Annotated in this window: 20 protein-coding genes and 1 pseudogene; 10 read left to right on the top strand and 11 right to left on the bottom strand. The window is 35.0% G+C overall.

The genetic code is table 11. The annotated features are described in order from the left end of the window. Nucleotides 1-199: 199 nt before the first annotated feature. Nucleotides 200-1,621: an AAA family ATPase gene (locus AAGD99_RS00705; RefSeq protein WP_341822312.1), complete on the bottom strand. Its 1,422-nt coding sequence runs from the start codon at nucleotides 1,619-1,621 to the stop codon at nucleotides 200-202. Between the two features lie 280 nt (nucleotides 1,622-1,901). Continuing rightward, nucleotides 1,902-2,576 (bottom strand): septal ring lytic transglycosylase RlpA family protein, encoded by a 675-nt coding sequence (locus tag AAGD99_RS00700; RefSeq protein ID WP_319803909.1) that lies wholly within the window; start codon nucleotides 2,574-2,576, stop codon nucleotides 1,902-1,904. A 26-nt stretch (nucleotides 2,577-2,602) separates the two neighbouring features. On the opposite strand from AAGD99_RS00700, the gene murC reads away from it, so the two are divergent. Genes murC through AAGD99_RS00680 form a run of 4 tightly spaced genes read left to right on the top strand, consistent with a single transcriptional unit; the run spans nucleotide 2,603 to nucleotide 6,741 of the window. Beyond that, nucleotides 2,603-4,126: a UDP-N-acetylmuramate--L-alanine ligase gene (murC, locus tag AAGD99_RS00695; protein WP_341822311.1), complete on the top strand. Its 1,524-nt coding sequence runs from the start codon at nucleotides 2,603-2,605 to the stop codon at nucleotides 4,124-4,126. Nucleotides 4,127-4,130: 4 nt separating this feature from the next. Further along, nucleotides 4,131-5,396 carry a phosphopyruvate hydratase gene (gene eno / locus AAGD99_RS00690; RefSeq protein ID WP_341822310.1) on the top strand — a complete coding sequence of 422 codons (1,266 nt, stop codon included), beginning with the start codon at nucleotides 4,131-4,133 and terminating at the stop codon, nucleotides 5,394-5,396. Continuing rightward, a complete protein-coding gene (gene cgtA, locus AAGD99_RS00685; protein WP_264688220.1) occupies nucleotides 5,384-6,406 on the top strand; it encodes an Obg family GTPase CgtA in 1,023 nt (340 codons plus the stop codon). The genes eno and cgtA overlap by 13 nt, the downstream gene beginning before the upstream one ends. Nucleotides 6,407-6,462: 56 nt before the next feature. Next, nucleotides 6,463-6,741: a hypothetical protein gene (locus AAGD99_RS00680; protein WP_341822309.1), complete on the top strand. Its 279-nt coding sequence runs from the start codon at nucleotides 6,463-6,465 to the stop codon at nucleotides 6,739-6,741. 307 nt (nucleotides 6,742-7,048) lie between these two features. Here AAGD99_RS00680 and recG read toward each other — a convergent pair whose 3' ends face one another. Then, nucleotides 7,049-9,088: an ATP-dependent DNA helicase RecG gene (gene recG, locus AAGD99_RS00675; protein WP_341822308.1), complete on the bottom strand. Its 2,040-nt coding sequence runs from the start codon at nucleotides 9,086-9,088 to the stop codon at nucleotides 7,049-7,051. Between the two features lie 375 nt (nucleotides 9,089-9,463). Between recG and AAGD99_RS00670 the strand changes: the two genes are divergently transcribed. Next, the gene (locus AAGD99_RS00670) at nucleotides 9,464-10,291 is read left to right on the top strand and encodes a hypothetical protein (RefSeq protein ID WP_341822307.1); all 828 of its coding nucleotides are present in this window, start codon (nucleotides 9,464-9,466) and stop codon (nucleotides 10,289-10,291) included. A 3-nt stretch (nucleotides 10,292-10,294) separates the two neighbouring features. Here AAGD99_RS00670 and miaA read toward each other — a convergent pair whose 3' ends face one another. Beyond that, nucleotides 10,295-11,188 carry a tRNA (adenosine(37)-N6)-dimethylallyltransferase MiaA gene (gene miaA / locus AAGD99_RS00665; RefSeq protein ID WP_341822305.1) on the bottom strand — a complete coding sequence of 298 codons (894 nt, stop codon included), beginning with the start codon at nucleotides 11,186-11,188 and terminating at the stop codon, nucleotides 10,295-10,297. A 75-nt stretch (nucleotides 11,189-11,263) separates the two neighbouring features. On the opposite strand from miaA, the gene AAGD99_RS00660 reads away from it, so the two are divergent. From AAGD99_RS00660 to AAGD99_RS00640, 5 genes are all read left to right on the top strand, one after another. After that, a complete protein-coding gene (locus AAGD99_RS00660) occupies nucleotides 11,264-11,734 on the top strand; it encodes a hypothetical protein (RefSeq protein ID WP_264688217.1) in 471 nt (156 codons plus the stop codon). A gap of 118 nt (nucleotides 11,735-11,852) precedes the next feature. Next, nucleotides 11,853-12,440, top strand: coding sequence for an L-threonylcarbamoyladenylate synthase (locus tag AAGD99_RS00655; RefSeq protein WP_253309491.1), 588 nt, complete (start codon nucleotides 11,853-11,855; stop codon nucleotides 12,438-12,440). A 17-nt stretch (nucleotides 12,441-12,457) separates the two neighbouring features. Further along, nucleotides 12,458-13,279 (top strand): DNA polymerase III subunit delta', encoded by an 822-nt coding sequence (locus tag AAGD99_RS00650; RefSeq protein ID WP_264731766.1) that lies wholly within the window; start codon nucleotides 12,458-12,460, stop codon nucleotides 13,277-13,279. A gap of 73 nt (nucleotides 13,280-13,352) precedes the next feature. After that, nucleotides 13,353-14,147 (top strand): hypothetical protein, encoded by a 795-nt coding sequence (locus AAGD99_RS00645; RefSeq protein WP_253309489.1) that lies wholly within the window; start codon nucleotides 13,353-13,355, stop codon nucleotides 14,145-14,147. 58 nt (nucleotides 14,148-14,205) lie between these two features. Beyond that, complete coding sequence (locus tag AAGD99_RS00640) at nucleotides 14,206-14,877, top strand: VirB8/TrbF family protein (RefSeq protein WP_253309488.1); 672 nt, start codon at nucleotides 14,206-14,208, stop codon at nucleotides 14,875-14,877. On the opposite strand, the gene AAGD99_RS00635 is transcribed toward AAGD99_RS00640, so the two are convergent. The 7 genes and pseudogenes from AAGD99_RS00635 to AAGD99_RS00605 form a co-directional block, all read right to left on the bottom strand. Then, complete coding sequence (locus AAGD99_RS00635; RefSeq protein WP_341822303.1) at nucleotides 14,874-16,370, bottom strand: proton-conducting transporter membrane subunit; 1,497 nt, start codon at nucleotides 16,368-16,370, stop codon at nucleotides 14,874-14,876. The genes AAGD99_RS00640 and AAGD99_RS00635 overlap by 4 nt on opposite strands. 384 nt (nucleotides 16,371-16,754) lie before the next feature. Then, nucleotides 16,755-17,126: a holo-[acyl-carrier-protein] synthase gene (locus AAGD99_RS00630; protein WP_253309486.1), complete on the bottom strand. Its 372-nt coding sequence runs from the start codon at nucleotides 17,124-17,126 to the stop codon at nucleotides 16,755-16,757. After that, nucleotides 17,123-18,391: a proline--tRNA ligase gene (gene proS, locus AAGD99_RS00625; protein ID WP_264688213.1), complete on the bottom strand. Its 1,269-nt coding sequence runs from the start codon at nucleotides 18,389-18,391 to the stop codon at nucleotides 17,123-17,125. The genes AAGD99_RS00630 and proS overlap by 4 nt, the downstream gene beginning before the upstream one ends. Before the next feature lie 187 nt (nucleotides 18,392-18,578). Then, nucleotides 18,579-19,394, bottom strand: a complete 816-nt coding sequence (locus AAGD99_RS00620; RefSeq protein ID WP_341822302.1) for a zinc ribbon domain-containing protein — start codon at nucleotides 19,392-19,394, stop codon at nucleotides 18,579-18,581. A 46-nt stretch (nucleotides 19,395-19,440) separates the two neighbouring features. After that, a pseudogene (locus tag AAGD99_RS00615) lies at nucleotides 19,441-20,455 on the bottom strand (IS630 family transposase). A 63-nt stretch (nucleotides 20,456-20,518) separates the two neighbouring features. Next, nucleotides 20,519-21,286, bottom strand: coding sequence for a recombinase family protein (locus AAGD99_RS00610; protein ID WP_341822301.1), 768 nt, complete (start codon nucleotides 21,284-21,286; stop codon nucleotides 20,519-20,521). Further along, nucleotides 21,246-21,488: a hypothetical protein gene (locus AAGD99_RS00605; RefSeq protein ID WP_253309514.1), complete on the bottom strand. Its 243-nt coding sequence runs from the start codon at nucleotides 21,486-21,488 to the stop codon at nucleotides 21,246-21,248. Before AAGD99_RS00605 ends, AAGD99_RS00610 begins: the two co-directional genes overlap by 41 nt. Nucleotides 21,489-21,757 lie beyond the last annotated feature (269 nt).

The raw sequence follows: 21,757 nt of genomic DNA, 5'->3' as shown, positions 1-21,757 counted from the left end.
GAGATACCGCGGCGGTATGACGGTTAATTATTCCGCGCGGGATGACAAGAAAGGAGCAGCAGGATGACACCTCACCATGTCATTCCAGCGCGTGGCACACATCTGTACGAACATTGTTATAATAAGAGTTCATGAAAGATGTCATCTGGAATCTTGTTCCAATGTTAAACAACACAAAGTTGAAAAAGTAGAGCAAGAATTACTTACAATTCAATAATTCTCCAAAATCAATTATGTTTGAAAAGTAATCACTATCTATAACGTCATCACTCACACCGTTAACGTGAATAAGGACTGGACGACATGAAAAGCCTTTTGGACGCTTTAGTGTATCTATTTTCTTTTGTACTTCTTGTATTATTGAATGACCGATTTTATTTTTTGAGAATTTGATTTCGCAAATGTAGAGTGTGTTAAACCTTGTTTGAATCATGTAATCAATTTGACAACCAGCACCTGTCTTCCTCTGAAAAAATGGATTTTCGCTTACTATTCCATCAATTCTCAAGATATTATGTATGCTCTTTCTATTGTTAAGCACCAAATTTTCAAACTGAAGTCCAATAATTGTATGCCACTCTGGTAGAGATATAAGTAACCCTATAGAGTAGGTGTCGCGATTAATTTTTCCTAGATTTTTTTCAATATATTTTAGATAAAACCTTAAATAATTATCTTGAAGTCTGTACTTCCTGAGTCGTGAATCAGTACCCGTTTTTATATCCCAAGTGTGATCCTTTGCAATAAAACCGGCAAGCTCGAGCTCATATAGATACTCAGAAATGCGTCCGTGTCTTGCAATGTTTAAAGCAGTACAAATTTCTTCCTGTTCTTTAGCTCCAGTAGAAAGAGCTCTCACTACTTGCTTATAAAAAGCTGTTTTTCGCATGAATAGATCTGAAAATATTTGGTCAAACTCCTCAACTAAAAACCCACCTTTTGTAAAACAAAGCTTTTTAATATTTTCTTCAGTACCATGTTTAAAATTTACCTCTTCTAAATATTTTGGAATTCCACCGGTTACTGCAAGCACCTTAAACTTTTCGTATGCTGAAATATTTTTTGGCCAAAATTCATTGCAATCAGAAAGTGATAACTCCCCGAGTGTTAAAGTCAACGATATTCTTCCTACAAAACCAGTACTACTAAGTATATTTTTTTCAATCCAGGATGAAGCTGATCCACAGACAACAAAAATTAGCTTGTTATTATTTTTTAGCTGTGTATCCCAAAAATTCTTTATTTTGCCTAAAAAAGTTGGATCTTTTGAGCCCATCCAAGAAATTTCATCAAGGAGCAATAATATTTTGCCAGATAGTAAACGTTCACCAACTGCCCATAGTAAGTCACTCCAGTCGTCATATCTAGCAAAAGATGTATTAAATTGTCTAGCAACTTGTCTAGAAAATTCATTAAGTTGGTGGGATGTTGTAGTATGCTTTTCTGGTGGCAAACCTGCAAATGAGTAATGTTGTTCGAAATGTTTACCAAACTCTTGAATTAAACGACTTTTTCCTATACGACGCCTTCCTTTGACTACTACAAAAGATGCAGTGTTTTTTTCCGTAAGCTCCAGCAGTTGCTTCAACTCGGTTTGCCTACCAATAAATGATGGAGACATAAAATACAAAATATAAATCTTTGTCTCCATTATACATGATGAAATTGGAGACGTAAATAAGTAAATTTCGATCTTTGTCTCTATAGTGCTATAGCTAAACTGACTTAGATTTACCGACAATTTGAAAAACCGTCATCCCGCTGCTTGTTAGCGGGATCTAGAGATACCGCGGCGGTATAGCTATAAATTGTTGATATCTTTTTTATATCACATTTTTAACTTACAATAGTTAGCCAGCGTTTCTTACATTAACCAAATCTTTCGAATTCTGCACTCACCACTACCTATAACTCACTTTCACGCAATATTGATCGTTCTTAAAAAGCAATCTAACATTTTTTATTCCTTGATTGCGAAGCTTTGATGCAGCTGATTTAGCAGCCTGAGCACTTTTAAAAAATGCAACATATCCCTTACTTTCTGCACTGTCTTGTTTTGGGTGACGTTTCTGCATTTCTTTTTCATATTGCTTTCTGTAATGAGGAGTATTTTGTATCAATTGTTCTGACATCTTTCTTAGGTATTGGACTTTTACCTTTGCAAGCCCTACTTTATGAAATCCTAAGACTTGAGCTGCTTTTTCTGATAAGTCTATTATTCTGCCTTCAATAAAAGGCCCTCTATCGTTAATCCTTACAACAAGCTTTCTTCCATTTTCTAAATTAGTGACAAGAGCAAAGCAGGGTAGGGGCAAAGTCTTATGCGCTGCAGAGATCAAGTGACGGTTAAACACTTCACCATTTGCTGTAAGCGTGCCATGATCTTCTATTCCATACCACGACGCTATCCCTATCTCTTCATAGTGTTTACAGTTTTTTGGATAATAAGTTATACCATTTATTGTGTAGCTGCAGCCAATTTTATAATGACCTGCAGTGCAATTAAACCTGTTGCTAAAACTGCAACTACTCATCAAAACAAATATTAGACATAGGAAGGCTAGGTTTTTTATCATTGTATTCGGTAAGAGGGTTCGATACTATGAGGATTTTAAATTATACTATAATAAATTTAGTAATGAGTAAACATCTACTGCTAAATATTAACAAAACTCAAAAAAGAATAATACATATAATTGGTATAGGTGGAATCGGAATGAGTGCCATTGCTGAAATTCTTCACAATTCCAATTACAAAGTTCAAGGCAGTGATGCACAATCAAACAACAATGTAGATAGATTACAAAGGCTGGGCATAGAGGTTTTTATTGGTCACAATGCTAATAATATAAGCCAAGCTCAAATAGTTGTACATTCTTCTGCGATAGAATCTGATAATGTGGAGTTAGTAACAGCGAGAAATAACAATAAAACCATTTTGCATAGATCAGACATACTTACTGAAATTATGAAAGATAAATATGTGATAGCAGTTTCAGGTTCAAGTGGAAAGACGACAACAACGGCTATGATTGCTTCTATTTTTGATCATTCTAATATTGATGCAACTGTAATTGTAGGAGGAATACTAAATTCGTATCAGAGTAATTCAAGACTTGGAAAGAGTGACATTTTTTTAATCGAAGCTGATGAGTCTGATGGAACCATGCTAAAAATTCCTGCAAATATTGCTGTCATAACGAGTATTAACGACGATCATATGGATCATTATGGTACATTCGACGATATTAAAAATGCGTTTTCTCAGTTTATAAGCAAAGCAGATTTTGCAGTTTTGCCTGATTCTGTAGGCATTAATTATGATGCAAGTAACTCTATGATGTTTGGGTTTGAAAGTGGTAACATTAGAGCCAGCAACATCGAACAACATAATAACAGCATGGAATTTGATGTGTTGAACAACTGGATTCCAGCATCAGCTACTTGCATGACAAAAAAGCAGGTGTCATCCCATCACCTTCTGTCATCCCATCACCCTCTGTCATCCCAGTGCGTGACACTGGGATCCAGCCCTTTAAAAAACATAGTACTATCAAACGCAATAGGTATTCACAAAGTAAGCAACGCCTTGGCTGCAATATCAGTTGCGATAAAGCTTGGGATTAGCAATGCAGAGATTAAAAAAGGCCTTTTGGAATTTCAAGGAGTAGCAAGAAGATTCTCTTTGATTGCCAATATTAAAGGTGTTAAGTTAATTGAGGATTATGCCCATCATCCAAATGAAATATATGCAACTTTAACGGCTGCACGTTCGATTACTAAAGGAAAAGTAATAGGAATTATCGAACCGCTTCGTTTTGCTCGCGTTCGTAATTTTTTTGGTGAATTCATAAGGATCTTTATGATGTTTGACTATGTAATCCTTACTCCTATTCATCCCCCAGAAGACAAGCCTATTCCTGGTTGTGGGATTGATGATATACAAAAAGCTTTAATCAGTAATGGGTTTAATGATGTAAAAATTATGAATGATGCTCTACTCATTTCACATTTTATTAGTGATTCGACAAGTCCAGGTGATATAGTATTATTTATTGGTGCTGGTAGTAATATAGCTAAATTGGCAAAGGAAACTGCAGCACTTATTGCGGAAGTTAAGGTTTAATGCGATGAATAAGATAATCAACAACGTATTTGCAAGAGAAATTTTAGATAGCAGGGGTTACCCCACTGTTGAGGTGGAAATTGAACTCTGTGATGGAGCAATAGGTAGGGCCTCTGTACCTTCTGGAGCTTCAACTGGTAAATTAGAAGCCTTGGAACTCAGAGACCAAGATGAGAAAAGGTATTGTGGTAAAGGAGTGCTGAAAGCTGTTCAAGCTGTAAATGGAGTGATAGCAAATGAAATCATTGGCATGGATGCAACAAACCAAAGTGCAATTGATAAAGCATTAATTGAACTAGATGGAACAAAAAATAAATCTAAACTTGGAGCAAATGCAACTTTGGGTGTGTCTCTTGCGGTTGCAAAAGCAGCAGCAAACAGTTTCAAAATACCGTTGTATAGATATTTGGGAGGAGAGCAGATGCCGGTTCCACTCATTAACATAATTAATGGTGGAGTACATGCAGACAATAAGCTCGATTTCCAAGAATTCATGATTCTTCCGGTCGGTGCTGAGACTTTCAGTGAAGCAATCAGAATATCTGCGGAGGTGTTCCACAACTTACGTAGCATTCTTAAGAAAAAGGGTTATAGCACAAACGTAGGAGATGAAGGCGGTTTTGCACCAAATATTGAAAGTACTGAAGAAGCACTTGACTTGATCATATACGCTATAGAATCAGCAGGTTATTCAGCGCAAAGTGATTTTGCACTAGGCCTTGATGTTGCTTCATCTACTTTTTATGAAGATGGAATTTACAAATTTGAAAATAAAGAGCTTACTTCAAAAGAATTGACTGAATATTATTGTAATCTTGTGGAAAGATATCCAATAATTTCTATAGAAGATGCAATGAGTGAAGACGATTACGAAGGTTGGAAATTACTTACTGCAAAATTGGGGAGTAAAATTCAATTGGTTGGGGATGATTTATTTGTTACAAATTGTGAACTAATAGGCAAAGGAATAGAAGAAAAAATGGCAAATGCTGTACTGATCAAGCCAAATCAAATAGGAACGTTAACAGAAACTTTTGCTGCTATTGAAATGGCAAAATCAAACAACTACAAAGCTGTTATTTCTCACCGCTCAGGTGAAACAGAAGACACAACAATATCTCATATAGCAGTTGCATCAAATTGCGGGCAAATAAAAACCGGGTCGCTGTCGCGTTCTGATAGGCTCGCGAAGTATAACGAGCTAATGAGAATAGAAAGCGCATTAGGAAAAGATGCTAAATATTATCGTGGGTTAGCATGGGTTTTATAGACGAAGTAAAATTGTACTTAAAAGCCGGTGATGGTGGTGACGGTTGTGCAAGTTTTCGTCGAGAAAAGTTCGTTGAATTTGGTGGTCCAAATGGTGGTAATGGAGGAAAGGGTGGAAACATAGTTTTCATCAGCGACGCTAATCTCAACACTTTGCTTCATTTTCGTTATAGAAGACACATTAAAGCAGATAATGGGAAAAATGGTGCAGGCAGGGATAGATCTGGCACAGCAGGGAAAGACGTTATACTTCGAGTTCCAGTCGGTGCACAAATAATTGATGAAGAAAGTGAAGAGATAATAGTAGATCTTGACAAGCCTGGTATGGAATTTCAAGTAGCACAGGGTGGAAAAGGTGGACTTGGAAATACTAATTTTAAATCTTCTACTAATAAGGCACCAAGACATTTTACTTACGGTCAGCCTGGCGAAGAAAAACATGTATTATTAAAACTAAAAGTTTTATCAGATGTTGGAATTATTGGCATGCCAAACGCAGGTAAATCAAAATTTTTGACTCGCTGCTCAAATTCCGATACAAAAGTAGGCGATTATCCATTTACCACCGTAAGACCCCACTTAGGTGTGACAAAAGTGGATGATAGCGAAGTTGTAATAGCAGATATTCCTGGAATAATCACCGATGCTCACCTTGGAGTTGGGCTCGGACATAAATTTTTAAAGCACATAGAAAGGTGTCAAATTTTACTTCATTTAATCGATGTAACTCATGATGACGTTGTTTCGGCTTATAGTTGTATCCATAATGAATTGGAACTTTACAATAGTGATCTTGTTGAAAAAGAAGAGATTGTAGTATTAAACAAATGCGACTTGCTGAGAGAAGCAGAAATTCTGGAAAAGAAGAATCACCTAGCCAATTATCTTAATAAAGAAGTGCTGTGCTTATCAATTAATGGTGATTTACAGCCTATTTTAAGATTATTAAGTGAAAAATTGAAAAAGAGTAATTCTAAGGAAATCGATGTATATGATCCTTTTAAGATGTGAATTTCATTTAGATAATTGATGTTTTTCATTTATTTTATCATATAACTAGAATATATGTGTACGAACGTTTGTTTTTGAAGGTGATTTGCACAGTAAATGGTCAGCGCGTGACGCACTGCCCAGTTCATGTTAGCTATAAATATTTAAGAAATTTACCAAACGAAAAAAAAGCAAAAGAAGCCCTGGGGTTATTATCTGCTTTAAAATATTGGCGTTTTTTATGTTTTAAACGCTTGACAAGCGAGATTAAGCTGCTTTTAATTGCAACTAACCTACGCTGCAAATGTTTAAGAAGTTTACCAAGCAGAAAAAAAGACAAAGAATCCCCGAGTTAGCTAGTCCTTTACTATCTTTGTCGAGTATTGGCATTTTTTGATGTCTTGTAACGCTTTGTAAGCGCGTTCAGCTTATTTAGATAAAAATCTAGATGTAGATGAAGTTTTGTAAAGACATACAGTATCTATATACTGCAAAAAATTGAACATAAGACGCCGATACATTAAGTAATCCTTACCTTTTAATCTGCAGATTGGCGAAAGCAAATACAATAGCTTCACTGTCATGATAAGGGGGCTGGCGGAATTTGTCAAGGAATTTTTGCATTTAATTCGTTTCTGCGAGCTACCTGGATAAGAAGTTTTCCTACTGAAATTTTGAAAAATGTAATCTACTTCTATATTCAAATATATCAAGCAGTAATTCAAAATCAGCCATTGCACCTTTTGCGTTATTATACGCGAGATTGAGCAGCTCTTTGTCCTGATATAAATCAGCAAATTTAAATTCCATACATCCTGATTGTTTTGTGCCTAAAATATCTCCACTGCCTCTTAGCATCATATCCCTTTCAGCAATGTAAAATCCGTCCTGTGACTCACACATGATCTTTAACTTTGAAGATGAGCTTTTACTTAAATTATCGTATAATAATACACAAAAAGATGGCTTGTTTCCTCGCCCTACTCTGCCTCTTAACTGATGTAATTGCGATAACCCAAATTGCTCTGCATTTTCTATAATCATAATGGTTGCATCTGGCACATCTATACCAACTTCTATCACAGTGGTTGCAACAAGCAAAGAAAATTCATTTCTTTTGAAGGAAAACATAACTTGATCTTTCTGCTCCTGAGTCAATTTTCCGTGTATTATCCCGACTCTATCAAAAAATGTTTTTTGTAATTCCTGAAAACGCATCTCTGCTGCAGCAATATTGGTCTCTTCGTTTTCTTCTATATATGGACAAATCCAATATGCTTTTTCGCCCCTGTTTATAGCACCTTTTAGCTTTTCAATAACATCTGGCACCCTACTAATGTTCATAGTTACAGTTTTTATTGGCAATCTGGATTTTGGTTTTTCTCTCAAAATTGAACATTCAACGTCACCATACATAGCTTGCTGCAAGGTTCTTGGAATGGGAGTTGCAGTAACGAAAAGTATATCGGCATTTTCTCCTTTTCCTACCAAGCGATTTCTCTGCATCACTCCAAATCGCTGTTGCTCGTCTATGACTGCAAGCCCTAAATTTTTAAATGTAACGTTAGCTTGAAATAACGCGTGGGTGCCAATCACTATATTTAAAACACCACTTGCAAGTTCGTTCATGATAATCTTTCTTTCCTTGCGCGAAGTTTTACCAGTAAGCAGCGCAACTTTTATATCGGTACAGGATAAAACTTCCTCAATCCAATTATAATGTTGCTCCGCCAAGATAGTAGTCGGTGCCATTAGAGCTACCTGCATGTTGTTTTCTACCACATTTAGCATCGCAAAAAGTGCAACTACGGTTTTGCCACTACCAACATCACCTTGCAGCAAGCTCATCATGCGATACTTGGATTTTTGCCTCTCTGAAATTTCATCTATTGCACGAATTTGATCGTTTGTTAATTGAAACGATAATTCATTTAAAACTTGCTCTTTATATTTATTCAATACTATAAATTCTCTTCCCCTTTTTTTTACATGATTTTCTCTTGCAAGTTTCAGTGCTAGCTGATACGCAAACAATTCATCATAAGCAAGCCTTTTTCTACAAACCTCGGCTTCCGCCAATGAGCTTGGTCTGTGCAACTTTATGATGCTTTCCCTCCAACTTAGCCATTTTTTTTGCTTGATTAATGTATCATCTATCCACTCTGGCAAATCAGGCAATTCTTTCAGGTTAGAGCTTATTATGTTCCCAATGCTCTTATTGGTAATGCCACGGCATAATTGGTAGACTGGCTCTATGCGAGCTATTTCTTTAAATTGGTTGATGTCAAGCGACACGTAATCTGGATGAGTAATCTGCCAATGCTCAGCAAATTTTTCGAGTTTGCCACTGATGATTACATAGGCTCCAACTGGAAATAGTTTATATAAATACTTAACTGAGTGATTAAAAAAGACTATGAATATATACTGACTCTCACTTTCAACGACTATTTTATATGGTCTACCTCTAAAAGTGGGCGACTGATGCTCATAAACTTTTGCAATAAAAGTTATAAATTCTCCAGCTTGAGCATCGGGCAGTGACTTACTTCTATCTATATAACCAAGCGGCCTATAAAACAGCAGGTCCACCACTTTGTTCCCACCACAGAGTTTAGGTAATATTGCGGAATGGAACTTAAGCATATTTTCCAGCTTGCCATTTAGAAAAGCCAGCACATCTAATTGCTCATTGAGATTCATACATGTGTAAAAACTGTTTATCAATAATAGAGCCTTTTTAAAATCTTGTCACCTTATGGTCAGGTATGCACTATAGCTAGCACAGCTCTCTAATACCAAACTTCGTTATTGGGAAGACAAATAGAATATACGATAAATTCACTTAAACCTCCAGTTATAGGCGGAAAGCACTCTTTTTCATTTGTCTCATTATTATTGAGAATTGGTATAACATCATACTACCGCGGTGCTAACAAGCAGCGGGATGACGGTTGTCGGTAAGCCTAAGTTACCCCTAACTATATTTGCTATCATAGGGCTTATAGCAGGTATTTTATTGAATTATTAATAATTTGTGATATAATTAATTATGATGTTAATAGGTCTATGATAGAAATGAATAGTACCAATCCAGTAGTTACATTAAGGGCTCAAGCAGAAGAGTTTGATTTTAGCAAATTAAGAGCTGGTAAAGATAATGCTGAAGCAAACTCTGGTGAACAGATGTATAAAGACATCAATAGAATGGATTTTGTTATTAATAAAAAAGATATAGACCAAAACTTTATTAATCAATTATATGCAAAACACGCTAGCTTGATTGAAAACAACAAAAATGGAGAAAAGAATTATCGCCCATTTGCAAAAGAAGTTTTTAAGGAAATGTTCAAATATGCTGAAGCAAAAGTTCCAAGTGATTCTATCCTAGAAGAACTAGTTACCAATTGTAATCAGGCAGGGCATGAAGCTGGTGTATTGATAGAATCTCAACTTGCACTTGGCCAACATTCATTTCTAGTATTCTCCCCTAAAAGAGTAATGAATATTGATTATATTGACCAAAATAATGTAAGTATTAGATCGGATATGAAATTACCGATATTTTTCCAAAGGAGCGATGGTAAAGCCGGTGACAAGGTGTGTGATCTATCCAGTTCAATTGAATTCACAATTGAATCTCAAAATGATAAAGATGATGTAACATATAAAGATGGTAAATTGTCACTTACTGCTCCTCGAGAACTGAAAAATTACAAAATTGATGGCAAAAATTTATTTGATATTATTAAAGAGTATTTCCAAAAATTCTGCGAGAAGTTAGGATTTAAGTTTGAAGCAGAGATAGAACATAGTTTAGGTAATCCACTAGAAGTAAACAGCCATCTGGAAAATATGGAACCGCCCATTCATAGCAATGAGCATGGAAATACACCTGGAAACTAACAATTAAAATATTTCAAGCGCTGTTAGCTCATTTGCACAATCAATTACTTCAGAACTTGGGAACTGGTTTTTAAACCAAGTGTACTGGCGTTTTGCGTAGTGTCTTGTTTTTGTTTGAGCAATCTGTATCGCTTCGTCTAAAGTAATCTCACCTTTCAAATACTTTACAATTTCTGGCACTCCATGTGCTTTCATAGCTGGCAAATGTGGAGCTAAGTTCATACTAAGTAGCTTTTTTACTTCATCAATTGCTCCATTTTCGATCATTTTGATAAAACGAGAATTTATTTTTTGGTATACATCCTCACGTTTAGGCAAAATTGTATATATCTTAAAATTATCGAATAAAGGAGGCTGTCTATTTTCTTGCCATACAAAGATTGTCTTACCAGTTTCAGTGATAACTTCAAGTGCCCTTGAAAGGCGGTGCGAGTCATTCATGAATACTTTACCTTGAATCCTTGGATCTTTGCTTAGCACTAATTTGTAAAACTCCTCTTTACTTAAATTTTTCCTTAATTCGCTTACATTTTTCCTTACTTTCTGACTTATTTGTGGCATTGATGATAAGCCTTTGATTAAACTGCTGATGTAAAGCCCGCTTCCTCCAGTGATGATAGGTATTTGAGCATTTTCTAATGCGTGATTAACTTCTTTTTCTAAATCCTCTAACCATAGACCCACGGAATAATTTTCTTTTGCTGAAACATAACCATATAATTTATAAAATTCTTCTTGCTTTAGTGGTTGAGCAGTAATTATGGGAATTTCTTCATATACCTGCTTTGAATCACAATTTATTATGCTGATATTATTATATTTTTTTATCAGGTTATCACACAATTCTGATTTACCTGAAGCTGTAATTCCTGTAATAATTACTATATTATTTTTCATTTATATTAATTTAATTAACATATGATAGAGTGTAGTAAAAATTTGGGTCCTACAATCTAAAGTTTGGAGATTTTTATGGCAGAAAACAACGACAATAATTCATTTATTAAGCGTTTCACAAACAGGACTCCTGGCGGTACAGGGGAAGGTTTTTCCAGTAAGTATTCGTCTCAAAACACCAAAGAACGGGCATTAGGGGAAAAAGGGGGAATTTCTGAATTAGCAAACAAAAAAACCGAATCCAAGGAAGCTTTTTCTGAAAGTGGCGGCATAAAAAGTAAAAGCAGAACTGTCAATGAAAGATCTTTTGCTGATGCAACAAAAAGAAGTAGGTCAGATCTTATATATTTAGTCCGTGGTAAAGATCGTGGAAAATCAGCGTGGCATTATGTATTAGTTGATAAAGAGAAAAGAGAAATGTTTCTAGCAAAAAGCAGAACTGGCTCTATAGATGTTGCAGACTATGGAGAGATTTTGTATTCAGGATGGGGAGAGGATCCACCACAGGCAATAGTTGATAAAGTCAATGAAGAGTTTGGGTTGTAGCAAGTCTGCATAACAAATGGTAAGCTGCGTTGCATTGCGTTCACAAAAACTAGCAGTTACTATATAAGATACAATGCAACAAAACTGATCTAGTTGTTATGAATAAGTTTTTAGCTATATGGTATCTAAAATAATAAATGCAATACAGAACAACTTGTTAGTGTGTTTTCCAACAGAAACAGTGTATGCTCTTGCTTGTAATGCATTAAATAATGAATCTATAGGAAAAATATATCAGATAAAGAAACGCTCTCAAAATAAACCACTGTCTATATTTGTTAGTGATATTTGCAGCTTGATGAGAATAGCAAAGCTAGAGAAAAAGTATATTGGTTTAGTAAATCACTTTTCTCCTGGACCGATTACCTATATTTTACCACTTAAAAACAATAATATATTGCCAAACGAATTCTTTAAAGATAGTATAGGCATCAGAATCCCTGAGCATCCTATTGCAATTTCAATACTAAACAAACTGAAAGTTCCAATAGTTGCAACTAGTATAAATATTTCAGGAGAAAAAAGTGTATGTAAGGCAGACGATATACCACAATCCATTAAGCAACATTTATCTGCAGTGATTGAAGATGATGAATTAGTTTCTGGTATAGAATCTACTATTATTGACTTAACCGAAGATAAGATTAAGGTTTTAAGGGAAGGTGCAATTTTATTACAAACAGTAACCAATGCATTTTCAAACTAAGATCTATAGGAGAAAGAATGAAAAAAGTAATAGGTCACAACCAGGCCAAAAAAAAATTAATGAACAACTTATCTGTTCAGTCTTGGCTGATCTGTGGTAAAAAAGGTATAGGAAAAGCAACACTTGCAAAATCCTTCTCCAATTGGTTACTCATAAAAAGCTATAATGAAGTAGCATTGGACTTACACATTGTTGAAGGTGATACTATCGGAATAGAAAAAGTCAGAGAAATGAAAAACTTTCTACACTTAAGTCCCATTCAATCAGAACACAAAATATCTATAATAGATAGCTTAGAGGCAATGACTAATAACGCTAAAAACGCAATATTGAAAATATTAGAAGAGCCGCCAAAAAATTCTAAGATATTTATAATTAGCCATAAGCCATATGATATACAAACTACTATCCAGTGTAGGTGCTTTCAGCTAAATTTACTTCCATTAACTTATGACGAAACAAAGCAAGTTGCTTCATCTCAATGTAAATTTGATGATCAAACGTTTGACGAAATGATTACTTTATTTCCTGGAATGCCAGGAATGATAATAAATGCAATAAGTAGTGATGCTTATGAAGCATACAAATGCTTTTATAAATTTCTTCATGATTTAAAGAATCCCAATATGATTAATAAAGTAATTAATAGCGAAATCGAACTAGAACTAGCATCATATATAATTCAGGCCTTCATTTTAGAAAGCATAAAGAGAGAGGTAAATGGTGTTGAAATTTTACTAGGTCAGTGGAAAAAAATAGATGAACTTTTCGTTGTTGCTAAGCAACTTCACTTAGATAAAAAGCATGTTTTAGCTAATGTAGTTAATATCATGACATAAGTTTACAAAGTATAATACTTTTAACATAAATTCATGATAAAATTCTGTTAATTTAATACTCGAAGTATATAATTTGACTGATAATAAATTAACTGTATGGCAATCAATAGAAGTTTTGACGAAAGCCATACTAAACATGCAGAAAGAATTAAGTTCAATCAAGAATATAGCTTTAGACCAGGACGTCACCTTAGAAAAAGGAAAGGAGTTGTTAAGCGGCATTTATGAAGCAAATTTTAAGCTAAACAAGGCAATCAATATAGCTACTTTGCCAAAAATTGGCTATCATATGCTAAATGGTGAGCTTGTTGTACGTAATCATATCACGGAAGAGGAAGTAAAGATTCCTAGAGATTTTCATTACCTTAAAGTCGTTAAATCCGATCATGATGATTATAAATTAACGTTTTGTAATTTTTTAGGTAATGAGTTCTTTGAATATAAAAAGTATGATCCACAATATTCTGGCGTTTCAGATGAATATAAGTTTGTGGATTTTGGTAGTGTAAAAAAGACTCATAATCTAAAATTTAAGGAATACGTTGGTCATGCACCTAAGTTTTTTGCTGCAGAAGGGCCTATTGAGCCTGGATCTCAAAACCATGCAATTGATCTATTTGAGCTAGTCAAAAGTGGTAAAGGTAGCAAAGTGGGAACCCTCGCTGATGAATTTGGTTATTTTGATGATCAAAATAAATTACATTATTATAATTATCACAAAAGTGCTGAAAGTAATATTTACAATCCTGAAAATTTCAGTGTAAAAATGATCAATGTAGATGTGAGCAAAATCGATAAATTCTACCTTATTGCGGAACAAGGTGATATAATCATTCATCCTATTTTGGAAAATTTAGACATATTTTAAAGTTTTTTAGAGTATCTAATCTTATTGTTATTATAATTGGGTTTGGTAGCATTGTGTTATGGAAGATAAATTGCTTGAATCAGTAAAAAACAAAAGTTATTTCAGTAAAGCAGTCGAATGGTACTGCCATAGGTATCTGTTTTGTGTAGCAGAAAGATCTTGGATGGCATTAATAGTATCGCTTCTCCTAGTATGCTTATGTTTATTAATATTAAACATATACCTGTTATTTCCTGTTAAAAAAGATTTAAATTTTGTGAAGTACATGAACCACACAGAAGATGAGTTCTCTGCAATGCATAAGCTTAGTTTCAGTAAAAAGGAAGATGAATACACTTCCACAGCGAGGTACTTAATAAGTAAATACATTGAAATATACGAGTCCATTAAGATCGTTGAACCGAAGTACCAAGAAAATTTTATAAGAAACAATTCTATACATAAAATCTATCAAGGCTTTCAGGAAAAAACGAACAATGAAGCTGTTAGTTCACCTTCATCCAAAAGAAAAACTGCCAACATAAATGTAATAACATTATCTATTGATCGATCGACCAAGGACTTAGTTACATTTGCTGGAAATGCTACTGTAGTTTTTACAACCGAGCAAAATAAGGAGGTGAAAGATCATACTGTGGAGATTAGCTTCACTTTGTCGAGTATAAAAGCAACTCTGGCTGGTATAATACCATTTAAATTTATTGTTAATGGTTATAAATACAGATTTTAAAATATTACTTGGTAGCTAAAAAAAATAACTAAAGTGCATGTAGCAGTAATAACTGGAGGTAAAACTAGAAGAATTGGCGTTTTTTTAATAAAGTAATTCTGAGAAGGTTTTAAGAAAAAGGCATTGTAAATTATCGGTAAAAAGTACAGAGCGTTAAGTATAGTACTAACAATTAACACTAGAGTTACAAACACAGAAAGTATTACATTGCCAGAGTTGAAAACAGCTTGAAAAATGAGAAATTTACCCCAAAAAGTCGGAGCAGGCGGCACCCCTATCATAGACAATGCACCTATAGCAAATGCTGTCATGTTAATTGGCATACTGCGTCCTATACCATGAATCTTATCTATATATTTCTCACCTGTTTTCGTTATTATTGCTCCGGCAATGAAAAACAAAGTGATTTTTGCAAATGCGTGGCAAACTAATTGAAAAATTGCAACCCTCATGCTGAGCTCACTAAAAATTGAAGCAAATAATATAATATACGACAATTGAGAGATGGTAGAGTAAGCAAGCAATTTCTTTAATTCTTTTTGCTTTAATGCAATCAATGATGCAGTAATAATAGTAAATCCAGCAGCGTACGGAAGCCACCCTCCAGCAAACCAATTTTGCTGCACAAAACGTTGTATGTTATCGACGCCGAAAGTGTATAATATAACTTTTATGATGATGAAAACTCCGGATTTCACAACAGCAACAGCATGTAATAGTGCACTCACAGGAGTTGGTGCAACCATTGCTTTTGGTAACCAAAAATGCATTGGCATTAATGCAGCTTTTCCTATTCCATAAATCAGCATAGCAAAACACACTGCAATGAAAGTGATGAGTGAAGTATCAAATTTGAATATTCCACCACTTACAAAGTCTAAAGTATGAAATTCATTATATAAAAGGCCTATTGCAGGAAAAAATAATACTAAAGAAGAGAAAAATAGCACGCCAAAGTAATAGCGCCCTGCAATCATTGATTCATTTGTTGAGTTGTAAGTAACCAGAGGGTATGTACTAATAGTTAGAAGCTCATAAAAAACAAATGTAGTGAGCAAATCTCCAGAAAAAGCAATAAACATTGCACAGCTAATCGATATTGAAAAAAAGCATAGAAAACTTGAGTGATTGCTATCAGCATAGTTATTCTGCATATAACATATTGCGTATATACTGGTTAGTATCCATAAAAACGATATTAATAAACTGAATATTACTCCGGTAGACTCTAGCTTTAAACTAATGTGCAAATTATTACCAAAATCCATGAGAATAAATTGAGAATGATCACCATATACCCAATATAAAGTGCACAGACACGTATACGTAAACAGAAGTACAGAAGAAATGACAGTAATACTATTGTTCACTCCGGGCCATTTACCAGTAAAAAAGATAACAAAAGCACTTAAAAGCGGAATCAATGCAGTAATTAATAAGTAATTTTCGGTAATTGAAAATGGTAAGGAAAGATACATTAAGATATAGTCCATTAAATTTTCTGTTTAGGTAAAGCTAGAATTATACTCAAATCATAGAAAAACCGCTATGTTTTTTTGGTAAACTAGTTGTTTGTGTATGCTATAGCTATACCGCCGCGGTATCTCTAGATCCCGCTAACTAGTAGCGGGATGACGAATTTGTCGTTACGTCATACCGCGATTCATTCGCGGTATCTCATCCGCTAACTAGTAGCGGGATGACGAGCTTATCGTCATGCCACCGCGAACCGTCATACCGCCGCGGTATCTCGGCATAGATTCCGCTAACGAGTAGCGGAATGACGAATTTGTTGTTTTTCAAATTGTCGGTAAACCTAAGTCAGTTTAGCTATATAGATAGCATAAAGTCAACTGCATAAATTGAAACAATATCTGCTAGACGCAAATTATAACAAATGCAGTAGCGTAATCTCCATCGTCACTCAGAGAAAGATGAATCTTGTAGTCCTTTGAGATGAAATCCTTTCTGACAGCAATATATGGTTTTCCTCTTACATCGCTGTATATTTCTATATCTTTCATTATAATGCCCTGGCTAAATCCAGTACCTCGTGCTTTAACAAAAGCTTCTTTTGCTGCAAAGCGTTTGGCAAAATACCTTGCTCGCATTTCTTGACTATTATACTTTCTACTTAGCTCTATTTCTTTTTCAGTGTAGATTCTATTGAGAAATTTTTCCCCGTATTTTTGTAATATTCTCAATACTCTTGGTATATATACTATGTCAGTGCCGATACCGCGTATCATTTTGTGCTAAAGCGATTTATTGCTTCCTCAATCTGCATTTCTTTTACCTCTCCAGTTGCTCTATTTTTTACTTCAACTATATTTTCATCTATTGCCTTTTTTCCAACAATTATTTGCCACGGCAAGCCTATCAGATCCATTCTAGAAAATTTTACTCCTATACTTCTTTCCGTATCATCGTAAAGCACTTCATCACTTTTCAAAGCTTTGTATATTTTATCTGCAGCCTCCGTTACTTTCGTTTGTAAATTGATTAAACCAATTCTGAAAGGAGCTACCGCTTCTGGCCAGATAATTCCCTTATCATCATGAAAAGCTTCTATTATTGCACCGACAAGCCTTGAAACCCCAATGCCATACGAACCCATATGCATGTTGACATTTTTTCCATCTTGAGAAGTAACACTTGCCTTCATAGGCTTTGAGTATTTGTCGCCAAAATAAAAAATATGCCCTATTTCAATACCTTTACTAACATTTAACTGCTCTTGCGGCACAAGGCAAGTTTTAGGGTCGTGCATATCATCTGCAACTGCATATATATTCTTCAAACTTTCAACATCTTCACTTTCCAGTAGTTCAGAAAATTTATTGTCATAATATAAAGTGCTCTCACCAGTGTTTGCCAATATATGAAACTCGTGGCTCAAATTTCCTCCAATTGGCCCAGTGTCCGCTCTCACTCCAATTGGAGTAAGTCCCATGCGTTTGAAGATTTTTATGTAAGTTTTGTACATCAAATTATATGAATTCAGTGCACCTTCGTAATCTACATCAAAACTGTATGCATCCTTCATCAGAAATTCCCTACCCCTCATAACACCATAACGTGGTCTTACCTCATCACGGAATTTCCACTGGATATGATACAAACAAAGTGGCAAATCTTTGTAACTTTTTACCACATCTCTAATTAGATCAGTTGCTACCTCCTCATGCGTTGGACCGAAAAGCATATCTTCCTCATGCCTATCCCTTATACGTAGCATTTCCTTACCGTAATCATCGTAACGTCCCGATTCTCGCCAAAGATTTGCTGGTTGCACACAAGGCATTAATGCTTCAATTGCACCAGATTTATCCATTTCATCTCTGATAATATCTTCAATATTCTTAAGCACGCGCAGACCAAGCGGCAACCACGTATAGATGCCAGATGCTATCTGCTTTATTAAACCTGCACGTAAAGAATATTGATGGGAGATAATTTTAGCATGGGTAGGCTTTTCCTTTAGAGTTGGTAGGTAATATTTGGATAAACGCATATAATAGACCTGATTGTATTAAGTAATCTTAATACAATCAGACCTGTAGGTAAACTTATTTTGAAAAAGAAGGGAAGTGTGTGGTACTTCCCTTGATAATTTTATAGCTACCGTGGTCTTGGTACAACATTTTCATCCCGCTAACAAGTAGCGGGATGACGATTGTCAGGGTGTCATCCCAGCGCCCCTATGATGTCATCCCAGTGCCCAGACACCTTAGACAATCTGCCAACTTCTGATTTTGTCCATTCTGGGCGGGATTGTTGAGTTCTCTGATCTTAAATACTACATTTACTTCATCAAGATCAATGTTGACTTCTTTTACTAATGTCCTAATAAGACTACGTTTAGCTTGCCAATCTAGGTGTTCCAATTCCGATTTAACACTAGAATAAAAGCCCTTTATGCTATTTGTAATAAGATTCATTTTCTGCTGTAGTCCCTTTTGATCAATCACCTTTTTCTTCTCTCCTTCAATCTCTTTTAAACGTTCCTTCATTTTTTTCATTGCCTGCTTAAAGTCTTCCTTACTTATATATTTTTCCTCACTTGTATTCTCTTGAATATAATAATCATTTATAAGTTCTTTAATATTTTGTTTTAATTGACTCTCACGTCTTGCAAACCTTTCATCTAATAATTCATTCTTATCTTCTGAAATTCTACATTGGTACTCCTTTACCATCCTATCTGGATTTTTTAATACACTTTTTACTTCTTCCCACACACCTGTTTCTAACACTTCTCCACGAATAGATCCGTTAGTGCATACCTTATTACCGTAAAAATTTCTTGTACCCAGGCAAGTGTAATAAGTATACACAATCTTTTTTTCTTTGCTGTAATTTCGTCTTCCGCAGTAAGCACGTCCACAACACTTACACACAACTAGCTTTTGCAACAGATATGTCTCTTTTCTTTGCTGCACTCTTGCTCTCTGTTTATTCTCAATCAATTGTTCTTGTACTACATTAAACAAATCCTCGTCAACTATTTTCGGCACCGGTATATGAATCCAATTCTCCTCATCTGTACTGTAATACCAAATCTCATAAATAAGTAGGCAAATAACTCACAGAACAAATGGTTTTGATCGAACTTTCCGTAATATTACGAATGAATGCACATACAGTATCCTCCAATAAACTAACAGAGTCATATATTCTATTTTTAATGAGATTGTCTTTCAAATATTGCCATAAACGCTCTACTGGATTTAACTCTGGTGAATATGGAGGTAAATAGATTAAGGTAATATTTTGTGGTATTTTTAAACCTTTGGATCTATGCCATCCTGCACAATCCACAACAAGAAATGCCTCCCTTGTTCCTAAATATTGTGACATCTGCTCAAGGAATATATTCATACAATCAGTATTGACGTTTGGTACGAATAAGCTAGAACTCTCTCCATTTCTAGGATTAACTGCACTATAGAGATAAAAGTTTTGCCTACCTAATTTTACCTTAACCTGTGTCCTAATGCCTTTTTTAAACCACCCGTGTCCAATCTTTGAATGTGTGCCAAACCGCGACTCATCGAAGAAAAATAGCTCTTTTTCGGGATACGTGACAATAGTTTCATTAAGATTTTTTTTTAAACTCTTCTTGTTTATTTTTATCCTGTTTATTGTGCACAGGCCTTGGAGTAATATACGAAAAACCTAACTTTTGCATCAGTCTATGTGCTGTAGACTTACTTACCTCAATAGAAAACATTTTCTCAATTATGATTTTTAATTTCTTAGCCGTTAGGTTGGCTCCTTCTTCTGCTATGACATTTTTAATTTCTTCTTGCTGCTTGTAGCTCAACTTCGGCTTTACTCCACGTCCTGGTTATATTTTAAACGCATTGACTCCTCCTTCCTTAAATCTTGTAATCCACTTCATCAATGTAGTTCTAGTAATTCGGTATATTTGAACAACTTTTGTTATTCCATATTCTTTTGCAGATATTATTGCCTGTAATCTTCTTCCTATCTCTCCTCTTATGCCGTGCTTCTTTAATTCCAGGTTACACTTATTATATAATTCTTCTCCTATTGCTTTACTTTTTCCTGCCATAACTCCCCACTAATTCTTAAATTATTCTATTTTAGAAATTTTTCTTTATTCGTCTATTTATTTTTAGGAATTGGTATAAATAGAGTGAGTTCGCCGGCTGTTGCTTTTTTTTGGTTTGACTTCTAGCATTACTGGGCCCGCCTTTGTTTTACCATATGCTGCTTGCCCCTTGTATGCTGGATTTTTTAACATCTTATGGATGGTGCTTGAATGCCACACCTCTTTTCCTGTTTGTGTTCTAACAGAAGCTTCTCTTAGTCTCTTTACCGCTTCTCTAATACTTATCCTTTCCTCTCCAATCCACATGAACACCTCTCTCACTACTTTTGCTTCCTCTTCATTAATTTCAAATTTGTTTTCTCCTCCTTTTACATGCTTTCTTATATATCGATAACCATAAGGTGCATTGCTTATTACACTCACACAACCTTCTCTTGCTGCATGCAGTTTTCCCCTCATGCTTCGTATCAAGATTTGTCTCAGTTCAAACCTTCCTACTGCTCCTTGCACATCTGTCATTAAATCGGACTCTGGTGTATCATCAACCTTATGATTTGAAAAGATTATTTCTACTCTTGCTCTCTTAAATTCATCTATTACATCTCTTTGATCTACAGGATCACGTGACAACCGATCTAGTGAATAGATATAAATCTTATTAATTTTTCCTTCTGCTACTTTATCACGTAATTTCTTTAAACCTTCACGCTCTAAATTTGACCCTCTACGGCCATCGTCAGTGAATACATATTCTTCCAATAACTCATGTCCATCTACAGCAATTCTACGCTTAAGCTCTGCAATTTGGCTCTCTATTGTATGATCCCGCACTTGTCGGTCTGATGAAACTCTTGCATACAAGGCCACCGTTATCATCTTTTTCTACCTCCTTTTCGTTGTTTCTTTTTACTGAATACTTTAGTAACTGCTCGTAAGCTTCTGATAAATGTTTATCTGCTAACTCATCAGGCTCATATCGACAGGTCACAGTTAACGTTCTCTTTCTCATAATTTCTCCTGTAAATGTTTTCATAGTTCAGGAGCCTGACCACTCCCTTTTTCCATAAATCCATTACTCTTGCGAAAAAGACGCAACTGTTAACCTTTATTTCTCTCAGCTTTTATGCAAAATTTTAGAAACACATACGCTATCTTTCATCAATTGAGCACTCTCCCAAATCATCAAGCTTCTTTTTTCCCTCTAATGATAAAATTTCCCTTTTTTCCATAATCACCTCTTTCTTAGCCACAGCCCTTCTAAATTTTCACAAGCTCTTCTTTTGCCACTATCACACCTGCTGC

Source organism: Wolbachia endosymbiont (group A) of Clivina fossor (assembly GCF_964026865.1).
GTDB lineage: Bacteria > Pseudomonadota > Alphaproteobacteria > Rickettsiales > Anaplasmataceae > Wolbachia.
The sequence above is the reverse complement of the archived record's forward strand: the minus strand, read 5'-3'. Positions and strand labels throughout refer to the sequence as shown.

Coding starts and splice junctions, on each gene's coding strand:
- AAGD99_RS00705 (WP_341822312.1), bottom strand. CDS start 1,621: ATGTCTCCATCATTTATTGGTAGGCAAACCGAGTTGAAGCAACTGCTG.
- AAGD99_RS00700 (WP_319803909.1), bottom strand. CDS start 2,576: ATGATAAAAAACCTAGCCTTCCTATGTCTAATATTTGTTTTGATGAGT.
- murC (WP_341822311.1), top strand. CDS start 2,603: ATGAGGATTTTAAATTATACTATAATAAATTTAGTAATGAGTAAACAT.
- eno (WP_341822310.1), top strand. CDS start 4,131: ATGAATAAGATAATCAACAACGTATTTGCAAGAGAAATTTTAGATAGC.
- cgtA (WP_264688220.1), top strand. CDS start 5,384: ATGGGTTTTATAGACGAAGTAAAATTGTACTTAAAAGCCGGTGATGGT.
- recG (WP_341822308.1), bottom strand. CDS start 9,088: ATGAATCTCAATGAGCAATTAGATGTGCTGGCTTTTCTAAATGGCAAG.
- AAGD99_RS00670 (WP_341822307.1), top strand. CDS start 9,464: ATGAATAGTACCAATCCAGTAGTTACATTAAGGGCTCAAGCAGAAGAG.
- miaA (WP_341822305.1), bottom strand. CDS start 11,188: ATGAAAAATAATATAGTAATTATTACAGGAATTACAGCTTCAGGTAAA.
- AAGD99_RS00660 (WP_264688217.1), top strand. CDS start 11,264: ATGGCAGAAAACAACGACAATAATTCATTTATTAAGCGTTTCACAAAC.
- AAGD99_RS00655 (WP_253309491.1), top strand. CDS start 11,853: ATGGTATCTAAAATAATAAATGCAATACAGAACAACTTGTTAGTGTGT.
- AAGD99_RS00650 (WP_264731766.1), top strand. CDS start 12,458: ATGAAAAAAGTAATAGGTCACAACCAGGCCAAAAAAAAATTAATGAAC.
- AAGD99_RS00640 (WP_253309488.1), top strand. CDS start 14,206: ATGGAAGATAAATTGCTTGAATCAGTAAAAAACAAAAGTTATTTCAGT.
- AAGD99_RS00635 (WP_341822303.1), bottom strand. CDS start 16,370: ATGGACTATATCTTAATGTATCTTTCCTTACCATTTTCAATTACCGAA.
- AAGD99_RS00630 (WP_253309486.1), bottom strand. CDS start 17,126: ATGATACGCGGTATCGGCACTGACATAGTATATATACCAAGAGTATTG.
- proS (WP_264688213.1), bottom strand. CDS start 18,391: ATGCGTTTATCCAAATATTACCTACCAACTCTAAAGGAAAAGCCTACC.
- AAGD99_RS00605 (WP_253309514.1), bottom strand. CDS start 21,488: ATGAAAACATTTACAGGAGAAATTATGAGAAAGAGAACGTTAACTGTG.